Origin of the sequence: Methylorubrum sp. GM97 (assembly GCF_024347855.1) — a bacterium.
Taxonomy (GTDB): Bacteria; Pseudomonadota; Alphaproteobacteria; order Rhizobiales; family Beijerinckiaceae; genus Methylobacterium; species Methylobacterium extorquens.
Window position 1 is genome coordinate 3116851 of the sequence record NZ_AP025942.1, and the last position, 26566, is coordinate 3143416.

The following is a 26566-nucleotide window of genomic DNA, read 5'->3' on the forward strand; positions in this document are numbered from 1 at the left end:
CCCAATCGCGGCACACGAGGCTTAGGGCGCTTCTTCCGCTTGAAAAGTGGGCCGAAAGCGGCCAATTTCAGCGCGTGGCGGGATCGCCGCGAACTGATCTTCAGGAACCGAGACCCTGTCCGCACACATTCCACACGTCGGTGTCAGCTCCGATGCCGAGCCTGCCTCCTCCGACGCGCTGAAGGCCCTGGCCCTCGGATGCCTCGATGAGATGAAGGCCGAGGAAACCGTCGAGATCGACCTCGCGGGCAAGACCTCGCTCGCCGATACGATGATCATCGCGTCCGGCCGCTCGCAGCGCCATGTCGGCTCGATCGCCGACAAGATCATCCAAGAGATGAAGGCCAAGGGCTTCGGCAATGCCCGCGTCGAGGGCATGCCGGCCTGCGACTGGGTGCTGATCGATGCGGGCGATATCCTCGTCCACATCTTCCGCCCCGAGGTCCGCGGTTTCTACAACCTCGAGAAGATCTGGGGCGCCGACCGGCCGTCGGGCGCGCTTCTGGCCGGCTGAAACCTTGGTCACGGCAGCGCGGCGGTCACTTCGTCGCGCGCATCGACTTGGTCGGAGAACTCCGCCTCCTGGCGTAGCAGCCGGCCGAGCCAAGCGTGACGGATTTCCAGAACGAACCGGAAAGCGCGGGCGCCGGTGGCGCCGTGGCTGACCGTCAGGGTGCCCGGCGTCAGCCATTGCGGCAGGATGAGCCGGAAGCCCGGAAGATCGATGAAGTAGCGCTCGCTGCGAAACACGAGCGCCCGATCCTCCACCAGAACCCGCAGACTCATGCCGAGCCCGGCGCCGACCCGCTCCTCCAGCCCCGTCGGCCCCCGGAAGCGTTTGGCCGAGTGGATCGCCTGCGGGAAGCCTGAGCCGCGGGCGTAGAGCCGCGTCCAGATCTGGCCGTTGCCGGCGCCGTCCTGGGTGACGGCGACAACGCTCGGCACGTTGGCGATCCGAGCTGTCGGCAGCGGGGCGCCGACCAGGCGCAAGACCTGAGCGAGCAACCAGCCGAGCCGGGTCAGTTGGGTCTCGACCACCCGCCCGACATAGACCGCGCTCTCGCCCTCGCCGAGCCGCTTGGAGAAGCGCCGCCGCACGGCAGGGGGCAGCCGCGCCCAATCCGCCTCCGGCACCAGCGCGCGAAAACGCAGGTCGAACAGTTCCGCCGGGCGGACCGGGGCTGCGTTCGGAATGGCGGCTTTGCCGGCGGCGCGCATCAAGGGCCTCCTCAGACACTCCCCCGGAGGCCGGACGCCCGGCCGGCAGGGGATCAGGCCTCGGACTTCACGGGCAGGTAGCGGACGATGCGTCCGCCGAGCCGGATCAGCTTGGCCAGGGTGTTGTGAGGCACGTTCAGCATCTGCGCGTACCAGCCGTCGAGCGTCTGGGTGAAGTCGAGCATCGCCTTGAGCCGCCGCCCGGCCACCGCCCCGACCCGCGGATCGCCTTCCGCCTCGGCCACGCATTCCCGCAGAGCCTTGAGCGCCGGGTCGATCTCTCGCTCTTTGCGGCCGGCGGCGATGCGGGTGACCATCTCCCACAGGTCCGTCTCGGCGACGAAGAAGTCTCGCCGCTCGCCCAGCACCGGCACGCGGCGGATCAGGTTCCAGCCCGCAAGTTCCTTCAGCGAGTTCGAGACGTTCGAGCGAGCGATGCCGAGCGTCCCCGCGATGTCCTCCGCCGCGAGCGGCTTGTCGGAGAGGTAGAGCAGGGCGTGGATCTGAGCGACGGAGCGGTTCACACCCCATTGCCCGCCGAGATCCCCCCAGTGGAGGATGAACCGCTCCACCGCAGGCGCGAGAGTTTGCGGCTGGTCAGAAGTTTCTGTCATGACAGAAACTTCTGACCAAACGAGACGGATGTCAAGCTCCCCGGTTCAGGCTCGTCTCGGTCCTTGCTTTGTGACGGGCTTGTCCGCTCAGCCGACCGAGAACCGGTAGGTGCTGATCGAGGTAAAAACCTCGCCCGGCCTCAGGATGGTGCTCGGAAAGTTCGGGTGGTTCGGCGCATCGGGAAACCCCTGCGTCTCGAAGCAGACGCCGTCGCCCGAGCGGTAGGTGCGGCCGGACGGGCCGACCAGCGAGCCGTCGAGATTGTTGCCGCTGTAGAGTTGCAGCGCCGGCTGGGTCGTCGCGACGTCGAGGCGCCGTCCGCTGGCCGGGCAGAAGCAGGAGGCTGCCGGGCGCAGCGTGCCGGCGGGATCTCCCAGAGCGAAGGTATGGTCGTAGCCGCCCGCGATCACAACCTGCTCGTGACCCTGCCGAATGCGCGCACCGAGCGGCGTGGGCTCGCGGAAATCGAGGGGCGTGCCGGCAACCGGCGCGATGATTCCGGTCGGGATCTGCGTTGCGTCCGTCGGCGCGTAGGCGTCGGCGACGATCTGCACGACGTGATCCATCACGTCGCCCGTGCCCTCGCCGGCGAGGTTGAAGTAGCTGTGATTGGTCAGGTTCAGCACGGTCGGCCGGTCGGTCTCGGCGCGGTAATCGATGCGCAGCGTTCCGGGCTCGGGCAGGCTGTAGACGACCTCCACGTCGAGATTGCCCGGAAAGCCTTCCTCGCCGTCGGGGCTGCGCCGCCTCAGCACGACCCTTGTGTGGTCCGCCTCCGCCACCTGCCAGAGGCGCTTGGCGAAACCCTCGGGGCCGCCATGCATGGAATTGGGCGGCTCGTTGATCGGCAGTTCGAAGGGGGGCCCGTCGAGGGTGAAGCGCCCCTTGGCGATGCGGTTGGCGTAACGTCCGGCAATCGCCCCGAAATGCGGGCTCACCGTCTCGTAGCCCTCCACCGTATCGAGGGCGAGGACGACGTTGGCGCGGCGGCCCTCCCGGTCCGGCACTTCGATGGTGGTGACGATCGCGCCGTAATCGATCACCTGAACCCGCAGATCGTCGCGCACGAGGGTGTACCGCGTGACGTGCTCACCCGCTCGCGTCGTTCCGAATGGCTCTGACCGCATTCCTAGCTCCCGTCGTGACCGGGAACTACGCGCGAGAGGCCGCGCGGGTGGCATGAGGCCGGTCGATTCGCGCCGGCCGATTTCTTGCTGGCACTTTCAGACCGGGGCCGCCTGCGCTTTCGGCACGCCCGAGTCGTCCGACAATTGCAGCCGGTGCAGGCGGGCATAGGTCCCGCTCGCGGCCACCAGCTCGTCGTGGCGCCCGAGTTCGATCACCCGACCCGCCTCCAGCACCGCAATGCGGTTCGCCTCGCGAACGGTCGAGAGGCGGTGGGCGATCACCAGCGTCGTGCGCCCACGCATCAGCCGCTCCAGCGCTTCCTGCACGAGGTGCTCGGATTCGGAATCGAGGGCGGAGGTCGCCTCGTCGAGCAGCAGGATCGGCGCATTCTTGAGGAAGGCACGGGCCAGCGAGATGCGCTGGCGCTCACCGCCCGAGAGCCGGCCGCCGCCCGGCCCGACCCGAAATGCGTAGCCCTCGCCCAGACGGCTAATGAACCCGTGGGCCGCTGCGGCCCTTGCGGCTGCTTCGATCTCGTCCTGCGTCGCGCCGGGCCGGCCGAAGCCGATATTGGCGGCGACGGTGTCGTCGAACAGCACCACTTCCTGCGACACCACCGCGATCGCCGCGCGCAGGGAGGCGATGGTCACGTCGCGCACGTCGGTGCCGTCGATGAGGACCCGGCCCGCCGTCACGTCCTGAAGCCGGGGGACGAGGTTGAGCAGCGAGGATTTGCCGGAGCCGGAGCGCCCGACGAGCGCCGTCGTCGAGCCCGCCGGCACCACGAGGTCGATGCCCTCGAGGGCGGGCGCGTCGGCCCGGTAGCGGAAATGCACGTTCTCGAAGCGGATCTCGCCCCGCGACACCGTGAGTGGACGGGCCGACGCGGATTCGCGGATCGTCGGCTGCTCATCCATCAGGGCGAAGTAGCGCGTCAGCGCCGCCGCCGCCTCCTGCAGGATGGCGTTGAGGGTGCCGAGCGCCCGGGCCGGCTGCGCGGCCAGCAGGAGCGCGGCGACGTAGCCGGTGAAGTCGCCGACGGTGCGGTCGCCCGACATCACCCGCTGGCCCACCAGCACCAGCACGCCGGCCACCGCGAGACCGCCGCCGATCTCCATCAGCGGATCGAGCCGTCCGCGCGCGTTGGCCGCCTTCATCTTGAGGCGGCGCACCTCGTCCAGCGCCTGCGCCGCTCGGTCCTTGAGATAGCCTTCGAGGGCGTAGGTCTTGGCGACGCGGGCGCCCTGCAGGCTCTCGGTGATGAGGCTCGCGGTCGCGCCCATCTGCTCCTGGGTCGTGGTCGAGACCTGGCGCAGCCGCTTGCCGATCCGGTTGACCGGGCCGGCCACAAGGGGGGCCGTGACCGCGGCGGCGAGGGTCAGCAGCGGGTCCATCCAGACCAGTGCGATCACCAGGGCGGCCAGCATCGCCACATCGCGCAGCAGCACCGTCGAGATGCGGGTCAGCGCCTCCTTGATGAAGGCGAAGTCGGTGGTGAAGCGCTGGGTGAAGGCCGCCGGGCTTTCGCGACCGAGCTGGGCGAGGTCGGCATCGATCAGGTGGGCATAGAGCGCAGCCTGCATGTCGGCCTCGACGCGGGTGACGACCCGGTTGGTCAGCACCGTCTGCCCGAACAGGGCGAAGCCGCGCGCGGACGTGACCGCGATGACGATGAGCGGGCCGTAGGCGAGGGCGCTCATGTCCTTGCGGTCGAACGCGTCGAACGCAGCCTTGATGAGGGCCGGATAGAGCCCCGTCGCCACGCCGACGACGGTGATGAGCACGAGCACCACCGCGAGCGTGGCGCGGTGGGGGGCGAGCCACTCCCGCCAGAGCCGCCCGAGCAGGGGAAGGGTGTCGCCTCTCAGGAGCGGCCGGCGCGCCATCATGTACCGTGTCTGTGCTGACCCCGGCGGAACGCCGGGGCCCGCGGTGTTTGCAGCCGTAAGGGCCGTGGATCAAGCGCAGGCGGTTGCCCGCCGCGAAACCGGCCGCCGCGCAATACTCGCCCTGGTGCCGGGGGCGGTGCACACCCGGTCTGCTCCAGGGAAGCTTCTACCTATTGGACGCCCGGCCCGTTATCCGCTGCACAATCTCAACCCAGCCCTTGGCGATGTGATAATGTTACATTATCACCGCAGCCGAGCGGAGGAGTGTCGGTATGGGTTTGGGCGTAGGGCGCGGCGTCGCCATGGTTGTTCTGCTGTGGCTCGGCCTCGCGCCGTCGATGGCCGCGGCGGACGGCGCGCGGCTGAAGGCGGTGGCGACCTTCTCGATCCTGGCCGATCTCGTGGCGCAGGTCGGCGGCGAGCAGGTCGCCGTGACGAGCCTCGTCGGGCCGGATGCCGACGCTCACGGCTACTCCCCCACGCCGGGCGACGCCCGCAAGCTGGCCGAGGCGAATCTTGTCGTCGTCAACGGCCTCGGCTTCGAGGGCTGGATGGAGCGGCTGATCAAGGCTTCAGGCACCAAGGCGCCGGTCACCGTCGCCTCCAAGGGCGTGAAGACGGTCGCGGGCAGCCACGACCACGATCACGCCGAGGATCACGGACACGATCACGGCGACCACCCCGATCCGCATGCCTGGCAGAACGTGGCGAATGCCAAGCTCTACGTCGCCAACATCCGAGACGGCCTCAGCGCCGCCGACCCGGATCACGCCTCGCTCTATGCCGCGAACGCCGCCGCCTACACGCAGAAGCTCGACGCGCTGGACGCGGAGATCCGCGCGGCTTTGGGCGCGATCCCGGAGGAGCGGCGGCGCATCATCACCACGCACGATTCCTTCGGCTATTTCAGCGCGGCCTACGGCATGCGCTTCCTGGCGCCGCAGGGCATCTCCACGGATAGCGAGGCCGGCCCGAAGGATGTCGCCCGCATCATCCGCCAGATCCGCCGGGACAAGGTGCCGGCGGTGTTCGTGGAGAGCATCGCCGATCCGCGGCTGATGCAGCAGATTGCCCGCGAGAGCGGCGCCAAGGTCGGCGGGCGGATCTACTCCGACGCGCTGAGCGCGCCGGGCGGGCCGGCCCCCGGCTATCTGGAGATGATGCGTTCCAATCTCAGCGCGTTCCGGGACGCGCTGAGCTGACGGGGGATCGCGTCCGTCCGGGGATCAGGCCGGCGCCAGAATCGGCCGGCCGTCCGTTCGTCTTGACCCGGCGTCCCAGAGATTGGTCGAACCGTCCCCTCGGGGCCGCGGCCCTGTCTCAGCCGCCGGTCATCGGCGGGAAGAACGCGATCTCCTGCGCTCCGGCGATGGCGCTGCCGGGCTTGGCGTGGACCCGGTCGATCGCCGCGCGCACCACGCCCTCGTTCTCGAAAGCGTAGGCGTATTCCTCACCCCGCATCCGCAGCCAGCCGATCAGGTCGGCGACGGTGGCGACGTCCTCGGGCGGGTTCACCGTCTCCTCGGGCTTGCCGACGCGCTCGCGCACCCAGGCGAAGTAGACGAGCTTCATCGCATTCATCCCCGGCGGCGCCTCGCAGTGCCGCGCCAAAGAATCCCAAGACAATCAGCGCGGATCGTCGATCACGTGCCGGATCCCGGCCCTCATGTAGTCCCAGCCGGTGTAGAGCGTGAGGGCCGCGGCGAGCCAGAGCAGGACGATGCCGGCGGTAAGGCTGCCGGGAAGGACGGCCTCGCCGGCCGGGCCGGCGACGAGGAAGCCGAGTGCGATGAGTTGGACCGTCGTCTTCCACTTGGCGATGCGGCTGACCGGCAGGCCGACCTTCAGCTCCGCCAGGTACTCGCGCAGGCCGGAGACCAGCACCTCGCGGCACAGGATGACGATGGCCGCCCAGAGCGACATGCCGGCGATGGTGCGGTCGGCCGCCAGCATCAGGAGGAGGGCGGCAACGAGGAGCTTGTCGGCGATCGGATCGAGCATCCGCCCGAGCGCCGAACTCTGCGCCCAGGCGCGGGCGACGTAGCCGTCGAGATAATCGGTGATCGCGGCGGCCACGAACACGCCGAAGGCGGTCCAGCGCGCGGCGAACTCGTCCGGCCAGAACAGCAGGACGACGACGACCGGCACCGCGACGAGGCGGCCGTAGGTGAGGCAGTTCGCGAGCGTCCAGGCCTGCGACCGGCGTCGGGGGAGGACGGCGTTCATCGCCGGGGTGAAATCACGGGCGGCGGGGGGCGTCAACCGCGGCGTCGCTGCATCGGGTGCGGGCTCTCTCGGCACGGGGCTCGGCTCAAGCATTGGCATGGAAGAAGTCGTAGACCGCCCGCGCGGTGGCGGCGTTCACGCCCGGCGCCTTGGCGAGATCCTCCAAGGCGGCACGTTCGATGGCTTTCACCGTGCCGAAATGGTGCAGCAGCGCGCGCTTGCGAGTGGGGCCGATCCCAGCAATCTCGTCGAGTGGGTTTTTCGTCATCTCGCGCTTGCGCCGTGCCCGATGGGTGCCGATGGCGAAACGGTGGGCCTCGTCGCGCAGGCGCTGCACGAAATAGAGCACGGGATCGCGCGGCGGCAGCTTGAACGGGCTGCGGCCGGGCACGAAGAACGTCTCGCGGCCGGCATCGCGGTCGCGGCCCTTGGCGATGCCGACCAGCGGCACGCCGGTCACGCCGATCTCGGCGAGCGAGGCGCGGGCCGCCTCCAACTGCCCGGCGCCGCCGTCGATCAGAACGAGGTCGGGCCAGGCGGGGAAGGCATCGGGATCGTCTTGCACCTCGGCCACCGCCGGAACGGCCTGCTCCGGGGCCTGCGGTTCGCCGGCATCAGCCTCCCGCGGGGTGCGCGGCGCCTCCTTGGCCAGCCGCTTGAAGCGGCGGGTCAGCACCTCGCGCATCATCCCGAAATCGTCGCCGGGGCTCAGCTCCTCCGACTTGATGTTGAAGGTGCGGTAATGCGTCTTCATGAAGCCGGTCGGCCCGGCGACGATCATGCCGCCGACCGCGGCCGTGCCGGAAATGTGCGAGTTGTCGTAGACCTCGACACGGCGCGGCGGCTTGTCGAGGCCGAAGGCTTGGCCCAAAGCCGTCAGCAACTTGCCCTGTGACGCGGTGTCGGCGAGCCGGCGTCCAAGCGCCTCCTTGGCGTTGCGCTGCGCGTAATCGACGAGGTTCTTGCGCTCGCCCCGCTGCGGCTGATGGACCTCGACGCGGTGCTCGACCCGGCTCGACAGGGCAGCGGCCACGAGTTCGGCATCCTCGATCGTATGGCTGACGAGGACGAGTTTCGGGGCAGGCTTGTCGTCGTAGAACTGCGAGATGAACGAGGCCAGCACCTCGTCCGCGCTCATGGAGCGATCGGCCTTCGGGAAGTAGGCGCGGTTGCCCCAGTTCTGGAAGTTGCGGAAGAAGAACACCTCGATGCAGAACTGGCCCGCCTGCTCGTCGATGGCGAACACGTCGGCCTCCTCGACCCCTTGGGTGTTCACCCCCTGCACGCCCTGGATCGCCGAGAGCGCGGCGATGCGGTCGCGGAAGCGCGCGGCACGCTCGAATTCGAGCGCCTCGGAAGCGCGCTGCATCTCCTCGCGCATCCGGTCCTTCACCGCGTTCGACTTGCCCGAGAGGAAGGCGCGGGCGCTGTCGGCGAGCGCGCTATAATCCTCGAGGGCGATCTCGCCGGTGCAGGGGCCGGAGCAGCGCTTGATCTGGTAGAGCAGGCAGGGCCGGGTGCGGTTCTCGTAATAGCTGTCCGAGCAGGTCCGCATCAGGAAGGCGCGCTGGAGCGCGTTCACCGTGCGGTTGACCGCCCAGACATTGGCGAAGGGGCCATAGTAGTTGCCCTTGCGGCGGCGCGCGCCGCGATGCTTGACGATCTGCGGCGCCGGCCCGTCGCTGGTCAGCAGGATGTAGGGGAACGACTTGTCGTCGCGCATCAGCACGTTGAAGCGCGGCTTCAACTGCTTGATGAGGTTGGCCTCCAGCAGCAGCGCTTCCGTCTCGGTCGCCGTGGTGACGAACTCCATCGCCGCCGTCTGGGCGATCATGCGGGCGATACGGTTGGAATGCGCCTGGCCGCGGGCGTAGGAGCCGACGCGGGCCTTCAGGTTCTTGGCCTTGCCGACGTAGAGAACGTCGCCCTTGGAGTCGAACATCCGGTACACGCCCGGCGAGTTCGGCAGGGTCGACCAGAATCGGCGGATGATCTCAGTGCCCGCCTGGACGGCACCGGGCTCGAAATCGAAGTCGATCTCGGGCGCCTCGTCGAGGGAGGCAGCCTCGGTCTCGTCCTCGTCGAACCCGTCGGGCGGGACGTCGTCGAAGGCGGATCGGGTCGCGCGGCTCATGGCCCCGATGTAAGCCGCGGCGATTCCGGTTGAAAGGGCCGCGGCGGCCTGAGCCAGGACAATCGCTTCGCGCGATCGGCCTGCGACGGGGAGCGTCAGTCGAACAGGGCGTCGATGTCCGACTGATCGACGTGGCCGGGATCGTCCTGAAGCTTCGGCCCGTTGAGGAGCGAGCTCTCGTCGTTCTCATCGACAGCGGCCGTCTCGACCGCGAGCAGGTCGCGGAAGCCTTCGAGCCCGCTCCAGGCCTCGATGACGCGGTCGAGATGCTCCTCGACGAATTTCAGCACGTTGACGATCTTGCTGATGCGCTGACCGGTGAGATCCTGGAAGTTGCAGGCCTCGTAGGCCGAGATGACGTTGTCGAGGATGCCGTCGACATTCTCCTGCGCCGCCTTGGTCAGACGCAGGCCGCGCATCATGTTGGCGTTGGTCTCGATCCGCTCGATGCTGCCGAGGATGGTCGAGGTGGCCTGCTCGGTCGATTCGACCACCGCATCGAGTTCGCCGGCGACGCGGCGCATCCCCTTGCCCGTGGTCTCGGAGCGGTGAAGGCTCGCGATCTCGCCCTTGGTGCGGGTGATCGCTTCCTTCATCACCTCGAGTTCGTGGCGCATGGCGAACGCCTCGCCGAGTTCGCGGCGGCAGGCTTCGATGGTCTCGCCGGCACTGGCCTGCGTGATGCGACGCAGGTCGTTGATCGCCGTCAGGATCTCGTCGAGCCGCGGATTCGGAGCTGACTCCGCCGGAGCCGCAGAGATACCGGCCGCCGGAACGGGCAAGCCCAGGCTTTCCTCGATGCGGTAGCGCTTGGTGATCATCGGTCGGACAGGCCTTCGAGGTAAAAACTTGCCTGACACAATCCCGTGCAGTCGTTTCGATTTGCTGAAAGTTTTCAGGGGAACGGCGGCATTTACGGCTCGTTGACGACGACTTGGACTTAGCGGGGGCGCAAGCCCCGGAGCGAATGATTCACCACGTCCGTTCATCGCCCGCAGGCACAACCCGGAAAAGACTTGCCGCATCACGTGGGCAGGGCGGGAGTCGGGGATGCGGGCGAAGTGGGGCGTGGCGCTGGCGGCGCTGGCGCTGATGGGTTCGAGCGCGGTGGCGCAGGCGGAGCCGGGCCGCTACGGCGGCGGCTTCATCGAGTTCCTGATGACGGGGGACGGGCGCGGCCCGGCCCGGCGCCCCGCCGTCGACGGCTACGGCGCTCTCGGCGAGCCCCGCCCGGTAGCGGTCGCTCAGCCGCGCGCCCGGTTCGCGGCGCTGCCGACCGGGCAGGGATCTGAGGAAGGTATGATCGCGCGAGCGGTCGATCCGCGCTTTGCCCGGCAGGTCGTCGCCTATGACGGGCCGGGACGGGCCGGACAGATCGTGATCGATACGAACGCGAAGTATCTCTACCTGATCCAGCCGGCCGGGCAGGCGATCCGCTACGGCATCGGCGTCGGGCGGCCGGGCTTCGTCTGGACCGGGGCGAAGACGATCTCGGCCAAGCGGGAATGGCCCGATTGGACGCCGCCGGCCGAGATGCTGCGGCGCCGCCCCGACCTTCCGCGGCACATGGTGGGCGGCCCGGAGAACCCGCTCGGTGCACGCGCGATGTATCTCGGCACCTCGCTCTACCGCATCCACGGCACCAACGAGCCACACACGATCGGGCAGAACGTGTCCTCGGGCTGCATCCGTATGATGAACGAGGACGTGATCGACCTCTACGAGCGCACGCCGGTCGGCACCCGCGTCGAGGTCATCTGACGTCAACTTACAAAAGCAGAAGCCCAGCGCCGTGGGAACGGCGCCGGGCTTTGCAAACATTCAGGACGTGCGGGCGAGATCAGGCCCAGTCGTCGTCGCCGCCATCGCCGAGGTCGCCGCCGAAATCATCGCCGCCACCGCCGCCGAACGAGGCGTCTTGGAAGCCGCCGTCGCTACCGCCGAGCGCCGACCCGAGATCCTGATCGCCGCCGCCACCGAACATGCCGCCGCTCGTCTCACCGCCGGTCAAGCCCGCCGCCGAGGCGCTGCCGAGCTGAGAGTGGCCGCCGGCAAAGGCATTGGAGAGCGCGCTGCCGAGCAGCATGCCGCCCGCTGCGCCCGCCGCCATCGGAAGGGCGGTCGCCAGGAAGCCGCCGCCGCGTGCGGGCTGCTGAGGCTGGCCGCCCCAGGGTCCACCCTGCGGAGCGCCACCATAGCCCTGCTGCGGGCCGCCCTGCGGACCACCATACCCGCCTTGCTGGCTGTAGCCGCCCTGCTGGCCCCAAGCCTGCCCGCCGGGACGCTGCGGCTCGGAACGCTGTCCGCCGCCGAAGATGCTCGACAGGAACCCACCGCCGCCGGCCGGCTGGGACTGAGCCTGCTCGCGGGCCTGTTCGAGCTGCTGGTTGAGGCTCTTGATCGCCTCTTCCTGCACGTAGATGAGCTGCGCCATGGCGTAGGGCGCGTAGGGCTGGTTGCGAAGCTTCTCGGCGATGAAGCGCTCCGCATCGGCGTCGCGGGCCTGTCCGGACGCCTGTTCGAGCCGCTGGAAGATGCCGTTGATGATGTCGCGTTCTTCGCTGTTCATGGAGCCGTCTCCCTGAGGCGCCGACGGCATCGTGACCGCGCGGCGGCTAGAGCCGTATCCGACCTGATCGCATCAGGCCGTCGTCTCTAGGTCTTCGTTTCGACGCGCATTCGTTCGACGAACCGGTGACCACTTCGTCCGAATGCGCTCTAGGAGATGGGGACCAGCCGAGCTTTTGTCAGGGGTCTCGCGTCGATTACCCGCGCGCGAACGGCCGACCGGCATCCGCAACGGTGCGCCGAACGGCCATAAAAAAAGCCCGGCGCGGAGCCGGGCTCTTCTGGGGGAGGTCCGGCGGTCCGGTGAGGGACCGCCGGAGATCCGGATACTAGTACGAGCCGAACTTGTAGTTCAGGCCGGCGCGGACGACGGCGAACTCGGTGTCGCGGACCTGCTGGCCACCGCTGACGAGCACGGTGCCCGGGCTGCCGATGGAGACCGTGCGGCCCTGGTTGTCGGTCGCGAAGGCGCCACGGCCGCCGGTGCCGCGATCGAGGTTCACGTACAGACCTTCGACCTTCAGCGTCACGGCCGACGACTTGAAGAAGTTCAGGAACGAGTCGGTCGGGAGAGCGTACTCGATACCACCACCGGCGGCCCAGCCGGTCTGGAAGTCGTTGCTCGACACGCCGGTGCCGAACTCACGACCGCCGCCGGAGCCGTAGGCGAAGCCGCCGGTGCCGTACACGAGGGTGCGATCGAAGGCGTAGCCGAGGCGACCGCGGACGGTGCCGAAGAAGTCGAGGCCGGACAGACCGCCCGGGTTGAACACCTGCTGAGCGGCCAGCGGGCTGGTCGAGAGGAAGCGGTTCCGGTCACGGCCGAAATCGGCGTACTGGGCGTCGGCCTCGACACCGATCACGACACCGGAGCCCGGGGTGAACTGGTAGTTGTAGCCGATCTGACCGCCGCCGACGAAGCCTTCGTTGGACTCACGGTTGCTGAAGGCGACCACGGCGGTGGTGCCCGGGGGCACGAGCAGGGAGGCCGGGCCGACGCCGATCACGGTCGGGACGCGGTCATCCTGGGTGCCGAAGCCGTAACCGGCGTTGAAACCGGCGTAGAAGCCCGTCCAGGTGAACACCGGCACCGGCTGGAACACCGGCGGCGGAGCCGCGCGGCGCGGGAGGTCGGCGGCGAGCGCCGAACCGGCGAAGGCGATGCCGGCGATGGCCGTGCCGGCGCGAAGGAAGGATTTCATTACTCTGGTCCTCTCTGACTGTACCGATGCTTCCGAAGAAGCGAGGCGGCACGGTGCCCCGTATCTATGCCAGCATCTCGGAAGATGCTGTTGCGGCTTGACCACGCCGACCGTCTCGAAGGCGGCCCCTTTGTGGCGGTGGTCTTCGTCCGCCGTCGTTCCATTCGGGAAACGCTGCCGAACGGCCAAGGTTCACATACGGCCGAGCTTTTTTTGGCTACGCTTCCGGACAGATTGTCGCAGGGATGCAACCACGGCGTTCCGCGACGGGAAGAGGCTTACGATGGATGCAGTGCGGGATGCGAGTGCTTCCGCGCACAAAAGCCCGAACGTAGACACCTGCACAACCAGCGTTGCACGGATGCAACGACTTTTGTGAGATCCCGAGGAAAACCCTCATGGCGTCAAGGCGATCGCCGAGATGAGGCGCCCGTAATCTGGTTCGTTACGGTGCGTGGTGCGACGGAAACTGTAGAACCGCTCGGGATCGGCATAGGTGCACAAGCCGAGCGTGGTCGCCTCGCCGATCCCGGCCTTGGCCAATCGCTCGAGAATGAAGCCCGGCAGATCGAACTGCGCGTGGCCCGGCCGCCCTTCCTCGAAGAACCTCTCGCAATCGGGCACCTCGGCCCGGAAGCGCTCCATGAAGTCCAGGCCGACCTCGTAGGAGGCCTGCGCGATCGTCGGGCCCAGGACGGCGACGATGCTCCGGCGTTCGGCACCGAGCGCTTCCATGGCTGCGACCGTCGCCTCGACGACGCCGCCGAGCGCGCCCTTCCAGCCGGCATGGGCCGCGCCGACGACGCGATTCTCCGGATCGGCGAACAGGATCGGACCGCAATCGGCCGTGGCGATGCCGAGCGCGAGGCCCGGTACTCTTGTGACCATGGCGTCGGCCTTCGGACGCTCGGCCAGGGGGAAGGGCGCTTCGACGGTCACGACCTCGGCCGAATGCACTTGGTAAAGGCTGACGAGGTTCTCGCGCGGGAGCCCGAGTTGCGCGCACATCCGCGCCCGGTTCTCGGCGACCCGTGCAGGATCGTCGTTCGAGCCGATCCCCCCGTTCAACGAGGCGTAGAGCCCTTCCGAGACGCCGCCCTGCCGGGTGAAGAAGGCGTGCCGGATGTAAGAGTGCGAGCTGAGCTCGGGCGCTTCGATGAACATGGTCTCGCAGGCTCTTTCAGGAGGGCTTAGGTAGAAGCGCTCAGGACGGGGGCGGGAGCGCCGGAAGCGGTCCAAGCGCGGGGTGGCTGGCGCAGAGCACCTTGAACAGGGCGCCCATGCCGCGCGGGTCCGGATCGGTCAGGCGAAGGACGGCGGCGTCGATCGCCAGCGCCTGATCCGGCGTCGCGCGCGCCTTTAGCCGCTCGGCGCGCATCGCGAGGCCAAGCCCCAGCAGGAAATCGCGCTGCGTCACGGGGCCGTGCAGGGCGGCGCCTTCCGCGGCCGCTGCGCGGGCCAGCGCGCCGAAATCGACGTGCAGCGTCAGGTCGGCCTCGCCGGGCCGGGCGAGCGGGTCGGCAAAGCGGTGGCCGGCCACCGCCTGGAACGTGTCGCCGAAGCCGGGCCGGTCGTGTCCGTAATCGATCGCAAGGAGGGCGCCGCCCCGCGCGACGAGACGGCGGGCGAGATCGCGCATCACGGCGAGCCCCTGGCTCGGCAGGGTCAGCACCGCGCCCGCCGGCGCTTCCGCGGTGAGACGCGGATCGGGCTCCGGGTCGAGACCGAAGGCCAGGGCGTCGCCCTCCGGCGTGAGGCCGACGCGGCGTTCGCACCAACCAAGCTCGGTCCGGACGAACTGACGGGCGGGAAGGGCGTCGAAGAACTCGTTGGCGATGATGAGGAGCGGCGCGTCCGGCAGGCTCGCCACCGAGTCGTGGAAGATCGGCGCCGCGTCGGCGAGCCGTTCCGCCTGGAGCCCGCGCAACACCGGGCTGGTCTCGACGAGGTGCAGCTCGAAGTCGGTGCCGGCCGCGCGCAGGGCCCGCAGCGCGTCGGCCATCAGCGTGCCGCGGCCGGGCCCGAGTTCGACGAGGCAGGGACGCACGCCCGTCGCCGGCATCATCGCCAGCACCGCCGCGGCCCAGGCGCCGACCAGCTCGCCGAACATCTGGCTGATCTCCGGCGCGGTGACGAAATCGCCGCCCCGGCCGAAGGGATCGCGCGTGGCGTAGTAGCCGTGAAGCGGATGCCCGAGGCAGAGCGCCATGTAACGGTCGAGGCCGAGCGGCCCGCTCGCGCGGATCTCCCGCGCCAGGATCGCCAGCAGCGGCGTCGCCTCGGGGCTCACGCTCAGATCTGTCCCGCTTCGGCCTGGATCTCCGGCCCCGTCTTCCGGGGTCGTGTCACCCCGCGGGCAGCGAGGACGATGTAGACGAGCCCGACCAGCGCCATCGGCACGCAGAGCAGCATCCCCATGGTCACGCCGCCGCCGAGGGCATTGACGTCCTGCCCGAACAGGAAGCCGAGCTGCCGGTCCGGCTCGCGGAAGAACTCACAGGAGGTCCGCGCCAGCGCGTAGCCGAGGACGAAGATGCCGCCGAGCAGCCCCGGTTTGCGGAAGCCGAAGCGGCGCACGGCGAGCGCCATGACGACGAACAGCAGCAAGCCTTCCGTGGCGGCCTCGAAGAGCTGGCTCGGGTAGCGCGGCACGTCGCCCCCGGTGGGGAAGACGACGGCGTAGGGGAAGTCCGGTGCGGCGCGACCCCATAGCTCGCCGTTCACGAAGTTGGCGATGCGCCCGAAGAACAGGCCCACCGGCACCACCACCGCGGCGATGTCGAGCATGGTGTAGCCGTTGAGGCCGCGTGACCGCGCGAAGAGCAGCAGCGCCAGGATCGCCCCGAGGAACCCACCGTGGAACGACATGCCGCCGTTGCGGATCGCCAGGATCTCCATCGGATGATCGAGATAGAGCGGCAGGTTGTAGAACAACACGTAGCCGATCCGCCCGCCGAGCACGACGCCGAGCGCGACCCAGACGATCAGGTCGTCGATGTCGGCGAGCGTCGGGCGCTTGACCACGCCCCAGAGCGAATCCGCCGCGACCAGCCGGCGCGCATAGAACCAGCCGCCGACGAGCCCCGCGATGTAGGACAGGGCGTACCACTTGATCTCGACCGGTCCGATCGAGACCGCGACCGGATCGATGGCCGGGAAGGGGAGGGCGAGAAGCGGCGGCATCGACGGCCCACGAGCGGCTGACGGTTCTGGAATGCGCGCCGCATTGGACCCGCGCCCGGCGAGGCGTCAAGGCGGGGGCTCGCGTTGCGTGACAAGAGCACCGGGCGCAATCTCCGTAGCACGCCTGAATCGGGAGGAGCGATGCTCGGCAACGCAGAGATGGTGGCGCGCCTCGTGCTCGCAGGCGCCATGGGCAGCGTGATCGGCTTCGAGCGGGAGCGGCTGCTCTGGGCCGCGGGCCTGCGCACGCACATGCTGGTCTGCGTCGGCGCCTGCCTGTTCATGATCGTCTCGGCCTTCGGCTTCTCCGACGTGCTCGGACAGAAGAACGTGACCCTCGACCCCTCGCGCATCGCCGCGCAGGTCGTCTCCGGCATCGGTTTCCTCGGTGCGGGCACGATCCTCCTGCGCGGCGAGGTGGTGAAGGGGCTCACCACCGCCGCGAGCCTGTGGGCGGTGGCGGCGATCGGCCTCGCGGTCGGCGGGGCCTCTACGTGGCGGGCATCGCGGCGACGATCCTCGTCGTCGGCATCCTCGCCGGCGTGAAGCCGATCGAGGAGAGTTGGCGCGACCGGATGCGCACCCACACGCTCCAACTCACCGTGAAGGCCGGCAGCCTCTCGATCGACACGCTGCAGGACGCCACCGGCGAGCGGGCCTCGCGGGTGCGCCAGTTCGTGGTGCGCCCCGGCGCGGAGGAGGGGCTGGAGGAGGTGACGATCGCCTTCGTCCGGCTCTCGCAGACGAGCGTCGCGGCCATCGCCGAGCGCCTGCGGGAAAATCCGGCCGTGGTAAAGGTCCGCCTCGGCTCCGACCGCTGATCGCCGCGTCCGACGATACCTAAATCGGCACCGCAACCCTATACGAACCGGCAAACCGCGCTACGACGTGCGCAGTGTGTCTTCCACGAGAATCGAGCGAACCATGGCGTCGAAGCGGGTTCCTACCAGCCCCTATCCGGACCAGAAGCCCGGCACCTCGGGCCTACGCAAGAAGGTGCCCGTCTTCCGGCAGCCGCACTACGTCCAGAACTTCGTCCAGGCGATCATCGACTGCATCCCCGACCGGAAGGGCGCGACCCTGGTGATCGGCGGCGATGGGCGCTTCTTCAACGAACAGGTCGTCCAGATCGCCCTGAAGATCGCCGCCGCCAACGGCTTCGGGCGGGTGCTGGTGGGTCAGAACGGCCTGCTCTCGACCCCGGCCGCCTCCTGCGTCATCCGCAAGCACGGCGCGGTCGGCGGCATCGTGCTCTCGGCGAGCCACAATCCCGGCGGGCCGGAGGGCGATTTCGGCATCAAGTTCAACGGCAGCAACGGCGGCCCGGCGCCGGAGAGCGTCACCGAAGCGATCTTCGCGCGCACCAAGGCGATCGGCGACTACCGCATCTCCGACGCGCCCGATCTCGACCTGGGCCGGATCGGCACCAGCGAGATCGACGGAATGACGGTGGAGGTGATCGACCCGGTCGCCGACTACGCCGAGTTGATGCGCACGCTGTTCGACTTCGAGGCTCTGTCGAAGATGTTCGCCTCGGGCTTCCGGATGCGCTTCGACGCGCTCTCGGCGGTGACCGGCCCCTACGCCAAGGCGATCCTGGAAGGGGCGCTGGGCGCGGCGCCCGGCACGGTCGTCAATGGTGAGCCCAAGCCCGATTTCGGCGGGCACCACCCTGATCCGAACCCGGTCCACGCCCACGAGCTGTTCGAGCTGATGCACGGGCCCGACGCGCCGGATTTTGGGGCGGCCTCCGACGGTGACGGCGATCGCAACATGATCGTGGCACCCGGCCTGTTCGTGACGCCGAGCGACAGCCTCGCCATCCTCGCCGCCCACGCCCACCGCGCACCGGGCTATGCCGCGGGGCTCGCGGGCGTCGCCCGCTCGATGCCGACGAGCCGCGCCGTGGACCGCGTTGCCGCCGCGCTCAAGATCGAGGCGTTCGAGACGCCGACCGGCTGGAAGTTCTTCGGCAACCTGCTGGATGCCGGCCGCATCACGCTCTGCGGCGAGGAGAGCGCCGGCACCGGCTCGAACCATGTGCGCGAGAAGGACGGGCTGTGGGCGGTGCTGCTCTGGCTCAACATCCTGGCCGCGACCGGTAAGCCGGCGCAGGAGTTGGTGCGGGCGCACTGGGCCGAGTTCGGCCGCGACTACTACACCCGCCACGACTACGAAGAGATCGATTCCGGCGCCGCCAACCGGCTGATGGACGGGCTTCGCGCCAAGATCGGCTCGCTGCCGGGCACCCGGATCGGCGGCCTCACCGTGAAGGCGGCGGACGATTTCCGCTACGTCGATCTGGTCGATGGCTCGGTGACGGAGGCGCAGGGCGTGCGCGTCACCTTCGCGGAGGATGCGCGCATCGTCTATCGCCTCTCGGGCACCGGCACCGCCGGGGCGACCCTGCGCGTCTATATCGAGCGTTACGAAGCCGCCCCCGACCGGCTTGAGCTGCCGGTGGCCGATGTGCTCGGACCCGTCGTCGCGGTGGCGCGGGAACTGGCTGATATCGAGGCGATCACCGGCCGCGCGGAGCCGAGCGTCGTGACGTGACACGACGCGGCCGCGCAGGCGGGGCGGGGCTCGGCCTCGCCCTGCTGTTCGCGGCAGGGCTCCCCGCCCGCGCCGCCGAGGTGACACTCGGGTCGTCCCGCTTCGAGCTGCCCGTCATGTTCGAGGGATGGACACGCCGGGAGGCCGGCGACGGCCTCGTGTTCGAGCGCCTCTTCGAGACGACCACGCCGCGCGGGCGCAAGGGCGCCGCGCTCCTGATCATCGCCAAGCCGAAGCCGGCCTCGGGCCGGTTCGACGAGACGTTCAGCGCCTTCGTCCGCAGCCTCAAGCAGATCCCGCCCGGCGAGAAGCCGCTCACGGCGAAGGCCGGCGAAACCCTCGACGGGCACCGCATCCGCGTCGAGCAGCGCTGCTGCCGCACGACCGACGGCCTGCGCATGGCGGCCTGGCATATCGGGATCGCCACCCGGACGAGCGAGCATTTTCTGATGCTCCTCACCCTCCAGCTCGAACGCGAGCAGCAGAACCCAATCCGCGAGGGGTTCGAGGCGCTGGTAGGCTCCTACCGTCCGGCCAAGGACGACCGCGGCCTCGTTCTGGCACCCGTCCGGGGGGATGGCGGCCTCGACGGGCTCTACACGCGCACCAAGACGCAGCTCCGCCCCAACGCCTTCGGCGGGATGGACTTCACTGCCGACCAAGACACGCTGCTGTTCGACAAGGGCGGCCTCTACACCACGGAGCTTCCGCGCGACGGCGACATGGCGGCCCATTGCCGGGCCGAGCCCGCCACCTGCGGCACCTACGCGCTGAAGGGCGGCTGGTTCTCGGCCAACCGCATCGAGCGGGTCGAGGTGGAGGACGGGTTCGGGCGCGTCACGCGCTCCGGCGAAGCGTTTTCCCGCACCAAGGAGGGACTGACCATCGGCGGCGACACCTACGTCGCGGTGCCGCCCTTCGCCGACGGGTACCGCTTCGACGGCACGTGGAGCCACACGTTCGGATCGAGCGGCGCGATGGGCTCGGTCGGCGGCACGCACTCGCTTGCCCTGACGCCGGACGGCCGCTTCACCCGCGAAGGCGGCGTCGGCTTCTCCTCGACCGGCGGCTCGATGGACGGCGGCACCGTCGTGGCAGGCCACAGCCGACGGCCGGTGCGCAGCGGCCGCTACACGGTTTCGGGTTACCGGCTGACACTTGCCGATGAGGCAGGAGGTACCGAAGCGCTGAGCCTGTTCGCGCCCGACCGGGGTTCGGACAAGCTGCTGGTAATCGGCGGCGCCAACTATCTGAGGCAGGGGCGGTGAGCCAATCTTGGCCTGATCACCTCTTTCCAATCCATCCCTCATCCTGAGGTGCAGAGCGAAGCGGAGCCTCGAAGGATCCTCCAGCATTCGCGCGACCTCTGGAACACCCTTCGAGGCCGCTCACGCGGCACCTCAGGATGAGGTCGTCGATGGGATGACGTTTTGAGACACCATCAGGTCTGGTTCGGCTTCAGCTGATAAAAAATGTGCCGGCCGATCATGTCCTTGCGCTTGAGCCGGCGCGACCAGCCGGGGCGGACGTAATCGGCGTGATAGTGGGTCGCGCCACCGACCTCGCTGACATAGGTGCGGCCGTCGATGACCGCGCTGGCGACGCGGGTCGCGCTGCGCCAGGATTCGGCGTCGGTGATGCGCAAAGCCTTGCCCTCGCAGGCGAAGGAGAACTGGCACCCCATGAAGCGGTGGCGGTTCTGGTAGACGACACCGCAGACCGAGGACGGGTAGAGCCCGCTCTTCACACGGTTCAGAATGACCTGCGCGACGGCGGCCTGCCCCTCCTCGGGCTCGCTGCGCGCCTCGAAGTAGACGGCTTCGGCGAGGCAGCGCTGCTCGCGGTCCATCGCATTCGGATCGATCAGGTCGGCATAATGGGACTTGGCCTCCGGCGCCGTCATCTGCGGATCGAGGACGGAAGGACTGCGATCGAGACGGGCCGAGAAGCCGGGTAGGGCGAGGTTCGCCGCCGCGACCTCGATCGGGGTTGCGTCAGCAGGCGCGGGCGTGACCGAGGACAGGGCGACGGCGCGGGGCGTGGCGGGGGTGGCGCCATCCGAGTCGGCGAGCGCGGGCATGCCGTCTTCTCCGGGCTCGGATTCATGGGAGGCGCCGGGCGCCACGAGACCCGCATCGATGACATCCGGGCTCCAGGCGGTGGACGCCACGAGCGCGCCGGTCGCCGTGACATCCCGCTCCGAGAGCTGGGCGGGCCGAAGCGTGGCATCGGTGCCCGCGGTGGCGGTGAAGGAAACCAGCAGGCCGCTCGCCAGCATCCACGGCACCACGGCCGAGACGATCCAGCGGGGGCCGATCCCCAGGCCTCGAACGCGCCTCGTACGCACCGCCGATACTCCACACTCACGAGCGGCCGGAGGCCTCAGCTTAGACCAAGCCGGGGCGACCGTTCCTCATGAGGAGAGTTTAATCTCGAACGTGGTTGCCGGACGGTTAAGGGGTCGGACGGCCGTGACGCTGGGCCATGCCGTGGACGAGGATCGCGGCGTAACTGCTACCGTTCTGGGCGGCGACGATCATCCGGCCCGCGTCACGGCCGTTACGGTCGGCCTCGAGGTAGACGAGCCCCGTGACACCGGCCGCCGCGGTCAACGTCGCGATGATCCAGAGATAGGCCGCCTGCATCGCCCGATGACCGGGAACGATGGCGCGATGATCGAGGAGGGCTGAGGGAGAGTCGGGATGCGACATAGCTTGAAGTCCCGCGGGTGCCCTGGCCGGAAGACCGAGGCGCTCTCCGCGCTATGGACTCCCGCTAGCAGGTAACGTGCCCGCGCGACACGGGTTCAGCGGGCTGTCCGCAAAATTATTGCGAAGCTTCCCCACCGCCCGGAAAGGCCCCGCGGGTCATGCCCGCGGGGTCGTCATGCGTCGTCTCAGGCGTCCTTGCCGAGGGCCGCCTGCGCCGCGGCGAGGCGGGCGATCGGCACGCGGAAGGGTGAGCAGGAGACGTAATCGAGCCCGACCTCCTGGCAGAAGGCGATCGAGGCCGGATCACCGCCGTGCTCGCCGCAGATGCCGAGTTTGAGCCCTTCGCGGGTCTTGCGACCGCGCTCCGCGCCGATCTTCACCAGTTCGCCCACGCCCTCCTGATCGATCGACACAAACGGATCGACCGAAAGGATGCCCTTCTGGGTGTAGGGGCCGAGGAAGGTCGCGGCGTCGTCGCGCGAGATGCCGAGCGCGGTCTGGGTGAGATCGTTGGTGCCGAAGGAGAAGAACTCCGCCGTCTCGGCGATCTCGCCGGCCATCAGCGCTGCGCGTGGCAGCTCGATCATCGTGCCGACCTGATATTCGAGCGTCGCGCCGGTTTCCTCCGTCACGGCCTTGGCCATGGCGTCGATGCGGGCCTTGACGATGTCGAACTCCATCCGCGTGAACACCAGCGGCACCATCACCTCCGACGTCACCGGGGCGCCGGTATCCTTGGCGGCCTGCACCGCGGCCTCGAAGATCGCGCGGGCCTGCATCTCGGCGATTTCGGGGAAGGCGATGGCGAGGCGGCAGCCGCGGAAGCCGAGCATCGGGTTGTGCTCGGAGAGTTCGCGGATGCGGTTGCGGATCTTGTCCTCGCTGATGCCGGTGGCCGACATCACCTCACGGATTTCCTCGTCCGTGTGCGGCAGGAACTCGTGCAGCGGCGGGTCGAGCAGGCGGATCGTGACGGGCAGGCCCGACATGATCGTGAACAGCTCGACGAAGTCCTGGCGCTGGTAGGGCAGGATCTTGGCGAGTGCCGCGCGGCGTCCTTCCGTGTCGTCGGCGAGGATCATCTCGCGCACCGCCACGATCCGGTCGCCCTCGAAGAACATGTGCTCGGTCCGGCACAGGCCGATCCCCTCCGCGCCGAACTTGCGGGCGGCGCGGGCGTCGGCCGGGGTGTCGGCGTTGGTGCGCACCTTCATGGTCCGCACCGCATCTGCCCATTCCATCAGGGCGGCGAAGTCGCCCGACAGCTCCGGCTGGAGCATCTTGACCTCGCCCTGGATCACCTGGCCGGTCGAGCCGTCGACGGTGATGACGTCACCCGCCTTCAAGGTCACGCCGCCGACGGTCAGGGTCTTGGCTTTGTAGTCGATCCGGATCGAGCCGACGCCCGAGACGCAGGGCTTGCCCATGCCGCGGGCGACCACCGCCGCGTGGCTGGTCATGCCGCCGCGCGTGGTGAGAATGCCCTCGGCGGCGTGCATGCCGTGGATGTCCTCCGGGGAGGTCTCGATGCGCACGAGGATACACTTGCGCTCGGCCTTCTTGGCGGCCTCCGCCTCCTCCGAGTTGAAGACGATCTCGCCGACCGCCGCGCCCGGCGAGGCGGGCAGGCCGGTGGCGATCACCGTCCGCTCGGCATCCGGGTCGATGGTCGGGTGCAGGAGCTGATCGAGCGCGCCGGGCTCGATGCGCTTGATCGCCTCTTCCTTCGAAATCAGGCCCTCGCCCGCGAGTTCGACGGCGATACGCAGGGCCGCCTTGGCGGTGCGCTTGCCGTTGCGGGTCTGGAGCATCCAGAGCTTACCCCGCTCGATGGTGAACTCCATGTCCTGCATGTCGCGGTAGTGCTTCTCGAGGATCCCGTAGATCCGCGTCAGCTCGGCGAAGCTCTCGGGCATCGCCTTTTCCATCGACGGCTTGTCGGACTTGGCCTCGATGCGGGCCTTCTCGGTGATGTCCTGCGGGGTGCGGATGCCCGCCACCACATCCTCGCCCTGGGCGTTGATGAGGAACTCGCCGTAGAGCGCGCTCTCGCCGGTCGACGGGTTGCGGGTGAAGGCGACGCCGGTGGCCGAGGTGTCGCCCATATTGCCGAACACCATGGCCTGGACGTTGACCGCCGTGCCCCAGCTCTCGGGAATCTGGTTCAGCTCGCGGTACTTCTTGGCCCGCGGGATCATCCAGGAATCGAACACGGCGCCGATCGCGCCCCAGAGCTGGTCCTCCGCTCCTTGCGGGAACTCGGAGCCGTGCTCGTCGCGGACGATCTTCTTGTAGACGCCGATCAGGTGCTTCCAGTCGTCGGCCTTCAGGTCGGTGTCAAGGGTGAGACCCTTCTGCTCCTTGTAGTGCTCCAGCGCCTCCTCGAAGGCGTGGTGCTCCACGCCGAGCACGACGTTCGAGTACATCGTGATGAAGCGGCGGTAGGAATCGTAGGCGAAGCGCTCGTCGTCGGCATCCTTGGCCAGGGCTTCGACGGTGGCGTCGTTGAGGCCGAGATTGAGCACCGTGTCCATCATGCCCGGCATCGAGGCCCGCGCGCCGGAGCGGACCGAGACGAGCAGCGGCTTTTCCGCATTGCCGAAGCGGCGGCCGGTCAGCGTGCCGACCTTCTCCAAGGCTTCCTTCACCGCGTCGGTGAGCTCGGCCGGGTAGGTCTCGCCATGCTGGTAATAGTAGGTGCAGACCTCGGTCGTGATGGTGAAGCCGGGGGGAACCGGAAGGCCGAGATTGGACATCTCGGCGAGGTTCGCGCCCTTGCCGCCGAGGAGGTTGCGCATCGCTGCCTCACCTTCGGCCTTGCCGTCACCGAAGGAATAGACCCATTTCTTCATAAGGCTCTCCGCTGGACGGATTTGGCGACCCTAGCGCCGTTCACGCGGGCGTGGCGCATCTCATGTCGCAGTGCAAGGATTAGCTTCGCGTCGCCCCGCGGCGGGGAGTGACGATGTGCAGGCGCTGTCAGGAACGAAACGACGCGCGTCACAGGCCAGAGCCCCAGCGCAAGCGCGCCCAGCGCTGCGTATCGCGCTGCGTCGGAGTCACTTCGATTCAGGAAAAATGACGCAGCACACCCAGGCCGATCAACCCGACGACAATCAGGTAGACCGCCACGATGTAGTTGAGGAGCCGCGGTGCGATCAGGATGAGGATGCCCGCCAGGATCGCGATGATCGGCTGCAGGTTCGACACGGTGATGGTCATGAGAACACTCCACGGCCAAGCTTGACCGCACCGGAAAGACGCTTCGGCCCCGGTTCGAGTTCCTTGACCGGGGATCGCGACGGGCGATCCGCGACCGTTCGCACCCCGGCCGGTGCCACGGATGAGCCACCCGGCTTACCGTCGGCCGTTCTGATCCCGCACGCGGCCGCGCCCCACAAAGAGGCCGACCGGCTCGGGCAGGATGCGCGTCAGCTCTTCGACGCGAGAGCGTCCTCAGGCGCGATATTTGCTGCTGCGCTTCACCACCACACGGGCGCCGACGGGGACGCGCTCGAAGAGATCGACGATGTCCTCGTTGAGCATGCGCACGCAGCCCGAGGACATCTGCTCGCCGATGCTCCATGGTTCGTTGGTGCCGTGGATGCGGAACATCGTGTCGCGGTTGCCTTGATAGAGGTAGAGCGCGCGCGCGCCGAGCGGGTTGTCGATACCGCCCTTGCGCGAGCGCTCGATGCCCGGATTGAGCGAGACCATCGTCGTGGTCGGGCTCCAATCCGGCCAGACGCCCTTGCGGCCGATGCGGGCATCGCCCTTCCAGGAGAAGCCCGCCTTGCCGACGCCGACGCCGTATTGGAGGGCCGTGCCGCCCTCCTGCACCAGGGCGAGATGACGCTTGTCGATATCGACGACGATCGTGCCCGGCGCCTCGGGACCGCTATAGGCCACTTCCTGACGGCGATACTTCGGATCGATGCGCGACCGGTCGACCAGCGGCACGTCGAACGGCTTGTCGGGCATCGTGCCGATGTACCAGGCCGCATCGTCGTCGCCGCCGGCCATCGGGCCCGGCTTCGAGGATTGGCAGGCGGCCAGCGGAATGAGGCAGAGCGCGGCGAGCACGACCCGGCGGGTGCTGCGCGCCGTCCTATCGGCGGTTCGGGGGGCTGCCATGGCGGCTCCTGTCGCCGCCGGTGGGGGCGGGTTGGCGTTACAGATCATGCGCCATGACTACCCGCCCTTGAGCGGATCGGGTGTGACTTCGAGGCCGCATCGGCGGAGGAACGTTGCCGTGAGCTCGTCTCGCCTCGGGCCCAGACCGCGTTATCTCCCGCGCAAGATCGCGTGAGGAGGGGCACGATGCCCGAGACCGAGACCGAACTCGTTGCGGAAACGGGCACCGACGTTACGACGCTCGCGCCGGCGATCCATCTCGACCATTGCGTCATCCACGTCTCCGACTGGGAGCGCTCGACGGCCTTCTACCGGGACGTGCTGCGGGCCGAAGTGATCCCGTTCGGCCAAGGCGTGGTTTTTCGGTTCGGCGGCGTGCAGCTCAACGTGCATGGCCCCGGTCAAATCGGCACGCCGCGGGCGCGCGAGCCGGTGATGCCCGGCGGCAGCGACCTGTGCTTCCGCTGGTCAGGCTCGATCGAGGACGCGATGGCGCATCTCGCGGCCCACGGCGTTGCGGTCGAACTCGGTCCGGTCGAGCGCAACGGCGCGGCGGGGCAGGGCGTGAGCGTCTACTTCCGTGATCCGGACGGCTCGCTCATGGAGTTCATCACCTATCCGACGCCGTGAATGCAGCATCGATGGCGCAACCGGCGATGACGGCCGATCGTTGATCCGTCGTGAGGGGCGGCAAGGGACGATGGAGGAGGGACGATGGAGCGAGCGATGCGACGCCTCACGATCACGACGCTGGCCCTGTCCGCGTCGATCCTCTCGGCCAGTCCGGCCTGGGCCTTCGGCCCCGGCGGCGGGTCATCCGGCGAGGGCGACGGCTACCTGCGGCAGGAACTCCAGAATCCCGACTACATCGAACCGAGCCCCTACGCCTATCGCAACGGCTATCGTCCGAACGATCCGGGCGCTGAATACGAGGCGCGCCGACGGGGGTATCCGATCTACGGCCAATGGGGCTGGAAGTATCGCTGAGCGTCCACGCCGCTC

General features: G+C 68.7%; 25 protein-coding genes and 1 pseudogene. 8 read left to right on the forward strand and 18 right to left on the reverse strand.

Annotation, left to right across the window (positions count from 1 at the left end):
* Nucleotides 1-211: 211 nt before the first annotated feature.
* The gene (gene rsfS, locus MSPGM_RS14370; RefSeq protein ID WP_003600601.1) at nucleotides 212-514 is read left to right on the forward strand and encodes a ribosome silencing factor; all 303 of its coding nucleotides are present in this window, start codon (nucleotides 212-214) and stop codon (nucleotides 512-514) included.
* 8 nt (nucleotides 515-522) lie between these two features.
* On the opposite strand, the gene MSPGM_RS14375 is transcribed toward rsfS, so the two are convergent.
* The 4 genes from MSPGM_RS14375 to MSPGM_RS14390 form a co-directional block, all read right to left on the reverse strand.
* Complete coding sequence (locus MSPGM_RS14375; RefSeq protein ID WP_003600602.1) at nucleotides 523-1218, reverse strand: DUF4166 domain-containing protein; 696 nt, start codon at nucleotides 1216-1218, stop codon at nucleotides 523-525.
* A 53-nt stretch (nucleotides 1219-1271) separates the two neighbouring features.
* Nucleotides 1272-1832, reverse strand: coding sequence for a GbsR/MarR family transcriptional regulator (locus MSPGM_RS14380; RefSeq protein ID WP_003600604.1), 561 nt, complete (start codon nucleotides 1830-1832; stop codon nucleotides 1272-1274).
* 87 nt (nucleotides 1833-1919) lie between these two features.
* Entirely contained in the window at nucleotides 1920-2960 is a 1041-nt protein-coding gene (locus MSPGM_RS14385; protein WP_043766278.1) for an aldose epimerase family protein, read from the reverse strand.
* Nucleotides 2961-3056: 96 nt separating this feature from the next.
* The gene (locus MSPGM_RS14390) at nucleotides 3057-4850 is read right to left on the reverse strand and encodes an ABC transporter ATP-binding protein (protein ID WP_012753180.1); all 1794 of its coding nucleotides are present in this window, start codon (nucleotides 4848-4850) and stop codon (nucleotides 3057-3059) included.
* Nucleotides 4851-5122: 272 nt separating this feature from the next.
* Between MSPGM_RS14390 and MSPGM_RS14395 the strand changes: the two genes are divergently transcribed.
* A complete protein-coding gene (locus tag MSPGM_RS14395; RefSeq protein ID WP_012753181.1) occupies nucleotides 5123-6052 on the forward strand; it encodes a metal ABC transporter substrate-binding protein in 930 nt (309 codons plus the stop codon).
* Nucleotides 6053-6170: 118 nt separating this feature from the next.
* Here MSPGM_RS14395 and moaD read toward each other — a convergent pair whose 3' ends face one another.
* The 4 genes from moaD to MSPGM_RS14415 all read right to left on the reverse strand — a co-directional run bounded on the left by moaD (nucleotide 6171) and on the right by MSPGM_RS14415 (nucleotide 10031).
* Nucleotides 6171-6422 (reverse strand): molybdopterin converting factor subunit 1, encoded by a 252-nt coding sequence (gene moaD / locus MSPGM_RS14400; protein WP_012753182.1) that lies wholly within the window; start codon nucleotides 6420-6422, stop codon nucleotides 6171-6173.
* Nucleotides 6423-6476: 54 nt separating this feature from the next.
* Nucleotides 6477-7076, reverse strand: coding sequence for a CDP-diacylglycerol--glycerol-3-phosphate 3-phosphatidyltransferase (gene pgsA, locus MSPGM_RS14405; RefSeq protein WP_015951316.1), 600 nt, complete (start codon nucleotides 7074-7076; stop codon nucleotides 6477-6479).
* An 85-nt stretch (nucleotides 7077-7161) separates the two neighbouring features.
* The gene (gene uvrC / locus MSPGM_RS14410) at nucleotides 7162-9210 is read right to left on the reverse strand and encodes an excinuclease ABC subunit UvrC (RefSeq protein ID WP_003600612.1); all 2049 of its coding nucleotides are present in this window, start codon (nucleotides 9208-9210) and stop codon (nucleotides 7162-7164) included.
* A 95-nt stretch (nucleotides 9211-9305) separates the two neighbouring features.
* Nucleotides 9306-10031: a protein phosphatase CheZ gene (locus MSPGM_RS14415; protein WP_003600613.1), complete on the reverse strand. Its 726-nt coding sequence runs from the start codon at nucleotides 10029-10031 to the stop codon at nucleotides 9306-9308.
* Between the two features lie 229 nt (nucleotides 10032-10260).
* On the opposite strand from MSPGM_RS14415, the gene MSPGM_RS14420 reads away from it, so the two are divergent.
* Nucleotides 10261-10971 carry a L,D-transpeptidase gene (locus MSPGM_RS14420; RefSeq protein ID WP_012753183.1) on the forward strand — a complete coding sequence of 237 codons (711 nt, stop codon included), beginning with the start codon at nucleotides 10261-10263 and terminating at the stop codon, nucleotides 10969-10971.
* A 79-nt stretch (nucleotides 10972-11050) separates the two neighbouring features.
* Here the strand turns inward: MSPGM_RS14420 and MSPGM_RS14425 are convergent, their stop codons facing one another.
* The 5 genes from MSPGM_RS14425 to lgt all read right to left on the reverse strand — a co-directional run bounded on the left by MSPGM_RS14425 (nucleotide 11051) and on the right by lgt (nucleotide 16163).
* On the reverse strand, nucleotides 11051-11779 hold the full coding sequence (locus MSPGM_RS14425) for a DUF2076 domain-containing protein (RefSeq protein ID WP_261925685.1): 729 nt from the start codon (nucleotides 11777-11779) through the stop codon (nucleotides 11051-11053).
* A 328-nt stretch (nucleotides 11780-12107) separates the two neighbouring features.
* Nucleotides 12108-12980, reverse strand: a complete 873-nt coding sequence (locus MSPGM_RS14430) for an outer membrane protein (protein WP_003605905.1) — start codon at nucleotides 12978-12980, stop codon at nucleotides 12108-12110.
* 396 nt (nucleotides 12981-13376) lie between these two features.
* The gene (gene pgeF, locus MSPGM_RS14435; protein ID WP_003605906.1) at nucleotides 13377-14144 is read right to left on the reverse strand and encodes a peptidoglycan editing factor PgeF; all 768 of its coding nucleotides are present in this window, start codon (nucleotides 14142-14144) and stop codon (nucleotides 13377-13379) included.
* 40 nt (nucleotides 14145-14184) lie between these two features.
* On the reverse strand, nucleotides 14185-15270 hold the full coding sequence (locus MSPGM_RS14440; RefSeq protein ID WP_012753184.1) for a class I SAM-dependent methyltransferase: 1086 nt from the start codon (nucleotides 15268-15270) through the stop codon (nucleotides 14185-14187).
* Nucleotides 15271-15272: 2 nt separating this feature from the next.
* A complete protein-coding gene (gene lgt / locus MSPGM_RS14445; protein WP_003599431.1) occupies nucleotides 15273-16163 on the reverse strand; it encodes a prolipoprotein diacylglyceryl transferase in 891 nt (296 codons plus the stop codon).
* A 141-nt stretch (nucleotides 16164-16304) separates the two neighbouring features.
* Here lgt and MSPGM_RS14450 point away from each other — a divergent pair.
* From MSPGM_RS14450 to MSPGM_RS14460, 3 genes and pseudogenes are all read left to right on the forward strand, one after another.
* Nucleotides 16305-16984: pseudogene (locus MSPGM_RS14450) on the forward strand (MgtC/SapB family protein).
* Between the two features lie 103 nt (nucleotides 16985-17087).
* On the forward strand, nucleotides 17088-18719 hold the full coding sequence (locus MSPGM_RS14455; RefSeq protein ID WP_012753185.1) for an alpha-D-glucose phosphate-specific phosphoglucomutase: 1632 nt from the start codon (nucleotides 17088-17090) through the stop codon (nucleotides 18717-18719).
* The gene (locus MSPGM_RS14460) at nucleotides 18716-19987 is read left to right on the forward strand and encodes a hypothetical protein (protein ID WP_012753186.1); all 1272 of its coding nucleotides are present in this window, start codon (nucleotides 18716-18718) and stop codon (nucleotides 19985-19987) included. Before MSPGM_RS14455 ends, MSPGM_RS14460 begins: the two co-directional genes overlap by 4 nt.
* A gap of 173 nt (nucleotides 19988-20160) precedes the next feature.
* On the opposite strand, the gene MSPGM_RS14465 is transcribed toward MSPGM_RS14460, so the two are convergent.
* From MSPGM_RS14465 to MSPGM_RS14485, 5 genes are all read right to left on the reverse strand, one after another.
* Nucleotides 20161-21066, reverse strand: coding sequence for a cell wall hydrolase (locus tag MSPGM_RS14465; RefSeq protein ID WP_003599441.1), 906 nt, complete (start codon nucleotides 21064-21066; stop codon nucleotides 20161-20163).
* 106 nt (nucleotides 21067-21172) lie between these two features.
* Complete coding sequence (locus MSPGM_RS14470) at nucleotides 21173-21430, reverse strand: hypothetical protein (protein WP_003599443.1); 258 nt, start codon at nucleotides 21428-21430, stop codon at nucleotides 21173-21175.
* Between the two features lie 185 nt (nucleotides 21431-21615).
* Complete coding sequence (gene ppdK / locus MSPGM_RS14475) at nucleotides 21616-24282, reverse strand: pyruvate, phosphate dikinase (protein WP_261925686.1); 2667 nt, start codon at nucleotides 24280-24282, stop codon at nucleotides 21616-21618.
* A gap of 217 nt (nucleotides 24283-24499) precedes the next feature.
* A complete protein-coding gene (locus MSPGM_RS14480) occupies nucleotides 24500-24652 on the reverse strand; it encodes a DUF3096 domain-containing protein (protein WP_003599447.1) in 153 nt (50 codons plus the stop codon).
* 234 nt (nucleotides 24653-24886) lie between these two features.
* The gene (locus tag MSPGM_RS14485) at nucleotides 24887-25564 is read right to left on the reverse strand and encodes a L,D-transpeptidase (protein WP_003599448.1); all 678 of its coding nucleotides are present in this window, start codon (nucleotides 25562-25564) and stop codon (nucleotides 24887-24889) included.
* 186 nt (nucleotides 25565-25750) lie between these two features.
* Here MSPGM_RS14485 and MSPGM_RS14490 point away from each other — a divergent pair, with 186 nt between their 5' ends.
* Both MSPGM_RS14490 and MSPGM_RS14495 read left to right on the forward strand, forming a co-directional pair.
* Complete coding sequence (locus MSPGM_RS14490; protein ID WP_003599450.1) at nucleotides 25751-26194, forward strand: VOC family protein; 444 nt, start codon at nucleotides 25751-25753, stop codon at nucleotides 26192-26194.
* A 96-nt stretch (nucleotides 26195-26290) separates the two neighbouring features.
* On the forward strand, nucleotides 26291-26551 hold the full coding sequence (locus tag MSPGM_RS14495; RefSeq protein ID WP_043707087.1) for a hypothetical protein: 261 nt from the start codon (nucleotides 26291-26293) through the stop codon (nucleotides 26549-26551).
* The last annotated feature ends 15 nt before the right edge of the window (nucleotides 26552-26566 follow it).

Excerpts from the sequence above, each read along its gene's own strand:
- uvrC (WP_003600612.1), bottom strand. The coding sequence starts at position 9,210 with ATGAGCCGCGCGACCCGATCCGCCTTCGACGACGTCCCGCCCGACGGG.
- MSPGM_RS14495 (WP_043707087.1), top strand. The coding sequence starts at position 26,291 with ATGCGACGCCTCACGATCACGACGCTGGCCCTGTCCGCGTCGATCCTC.
- pgsA (WP_015951316.1), bottom strand. The coding sequence starts at position 7,076 with ATGAACGCCGTCCTCCCCCGACGCCGGTCGCAGGCCTGGACGCTCGCG.
- MSPGM_RS14485 (WP_003599448.1), bottom strand. The coding sequence starts at position 25,564 with ATGGCAGCCCCCCGAACCGCCGATAGGACGGCGCGCAGCACCCGCCGG.
- MSPGM_RS14395 (WP_012753181.1), top strand. The coding sequence starts at position 5,123 with ATGGGTTTGGGCGTAGGGCGCGGCGTCGCCATGGTTGTTCTGCTGTGG.
- MSPGM_RS14375 (WP_003600602.1), bottom strand. The coding sequence starts at position 1,218 with ATGCGCGCCGCCGGCAAAGCCGCCATTCCGAACGCAGCCCCGGTCCGC.
- moaD (WP_012753182.1), bottom strand. The coding sequence starts at position 6,422 with ATGAAGCTCGTCTACTTCGCCTGGGTGCGCGAGCGCGTCGGCAAGCCC.
- MSPGM_RS14380 (WP_003600604.1), bottom strand. The coding sequence starts at position 1,832 with ATGACAGAAACTTCTGACCAGCCGCAAACTCTCGCGCCTGCGGTGGAG.
- rsfS (WP_003600601.1), top strand. The coding sequence starts at position 212 with ATGAAGGCCGAGGAAACCGTCGAGATCGACCTCGCGGGCAAGACCTCG.
- MSPGM_RS14455 (WP_012753185.1), top strand. The coding sequence starts at position 17,088 with ATGGCGTCGAAGCGGGTTCCTACCAGCCCCTATCCGGACCAGAAGCCC.
- ppdK (WP_261925686.1), bottom strand. The coding sequence starts at position 24,282 with ATGAAGAAATGGGTCTATTCCTTCGGTGACGGCAAGGCCGAAGGTGAG.
- MSPGM_RS14385 (WP_043766278.1), bottom strand. The coding sequence starts at position 2,960 with ATGCGGTCAGAGCCATTCGGAACGACGCGAGCGGGTGAGCACGTCACG.
- MSPGM_RS14480 (WP_003599447.1), bottom strand. The coding sequence starts at position 24,652 with ATGACCATCACCGTGTCGAACCTGCAGCCGATCATCGCGATCCTGGCG.
- MSPGM_RS14470 (WP_003599443.1), bottom strand. The coding sequence starts at position 21,430 with ATGTCGCATCCCGACTCTCCCTCAGCCCTCCTCGATCATCGCGCCATC.
- MSPGM_RS14415 (WP_003600613.1), bottom strand. The coding sequence starts at position 10,031 with ATGATCACCAAGCGCTACCGCATCGAGGAAAGCCTGGGCTTGCCCGTT.
- MSPGM_RS14390 (WP_012753180.1), bottom strand. The coding sequence starts at position 4,850 with ATGATGGCGCGCCGGCCGCTCCTGAGAGGCGACACCCTTCCCCTGCTC.
- MSPGM_RS14425 (WP_261925685.1), bottom strand. The coding sequence starts at position 11,779 with ATGAACAGCGAAGAACGCGACATCATCAACGGCATCTTCCAGCGGCTC.
- MSPGM_RS14490 (WP_003599450.1), top strand. The coding sequence starts at position 25,751 with ATGCCCGAGACCGAGACCGAACTCGTTGCGGAAACGGGCACCGACGTT.
- MSPGM_RS14430 (WP_003605905.1), bottom strand. The coding sequence starts at position 12,980 with ATGAAATCCTTCCTTCGCGCCGGCACGGCCATCGCCGGCATCGCCTTC.
- lgt (WP_003599431.1), bottom strand. The coding sequence starts at position 16,163 with ATGCCGCCGCTTCTCGCCCTCCCCTTCCCGGCCATCGATCCGGTCGCG.
- pgeF (WP_003605906.1), bottom strand. The coding sequence starts at position 14,144 with ATGTTCATCGAAGCGCCCGAGCTCAGCTCGCACTCTTACATCCGGCAC.
- MSPGM_RS14420 (WP_012753183.1), top strand. The coding sequence starts at position 10,261 with ATGCGGGCGAAGTGGGGCGTGGCGCTGGCGGCGCTGGCGCTGATGGGT.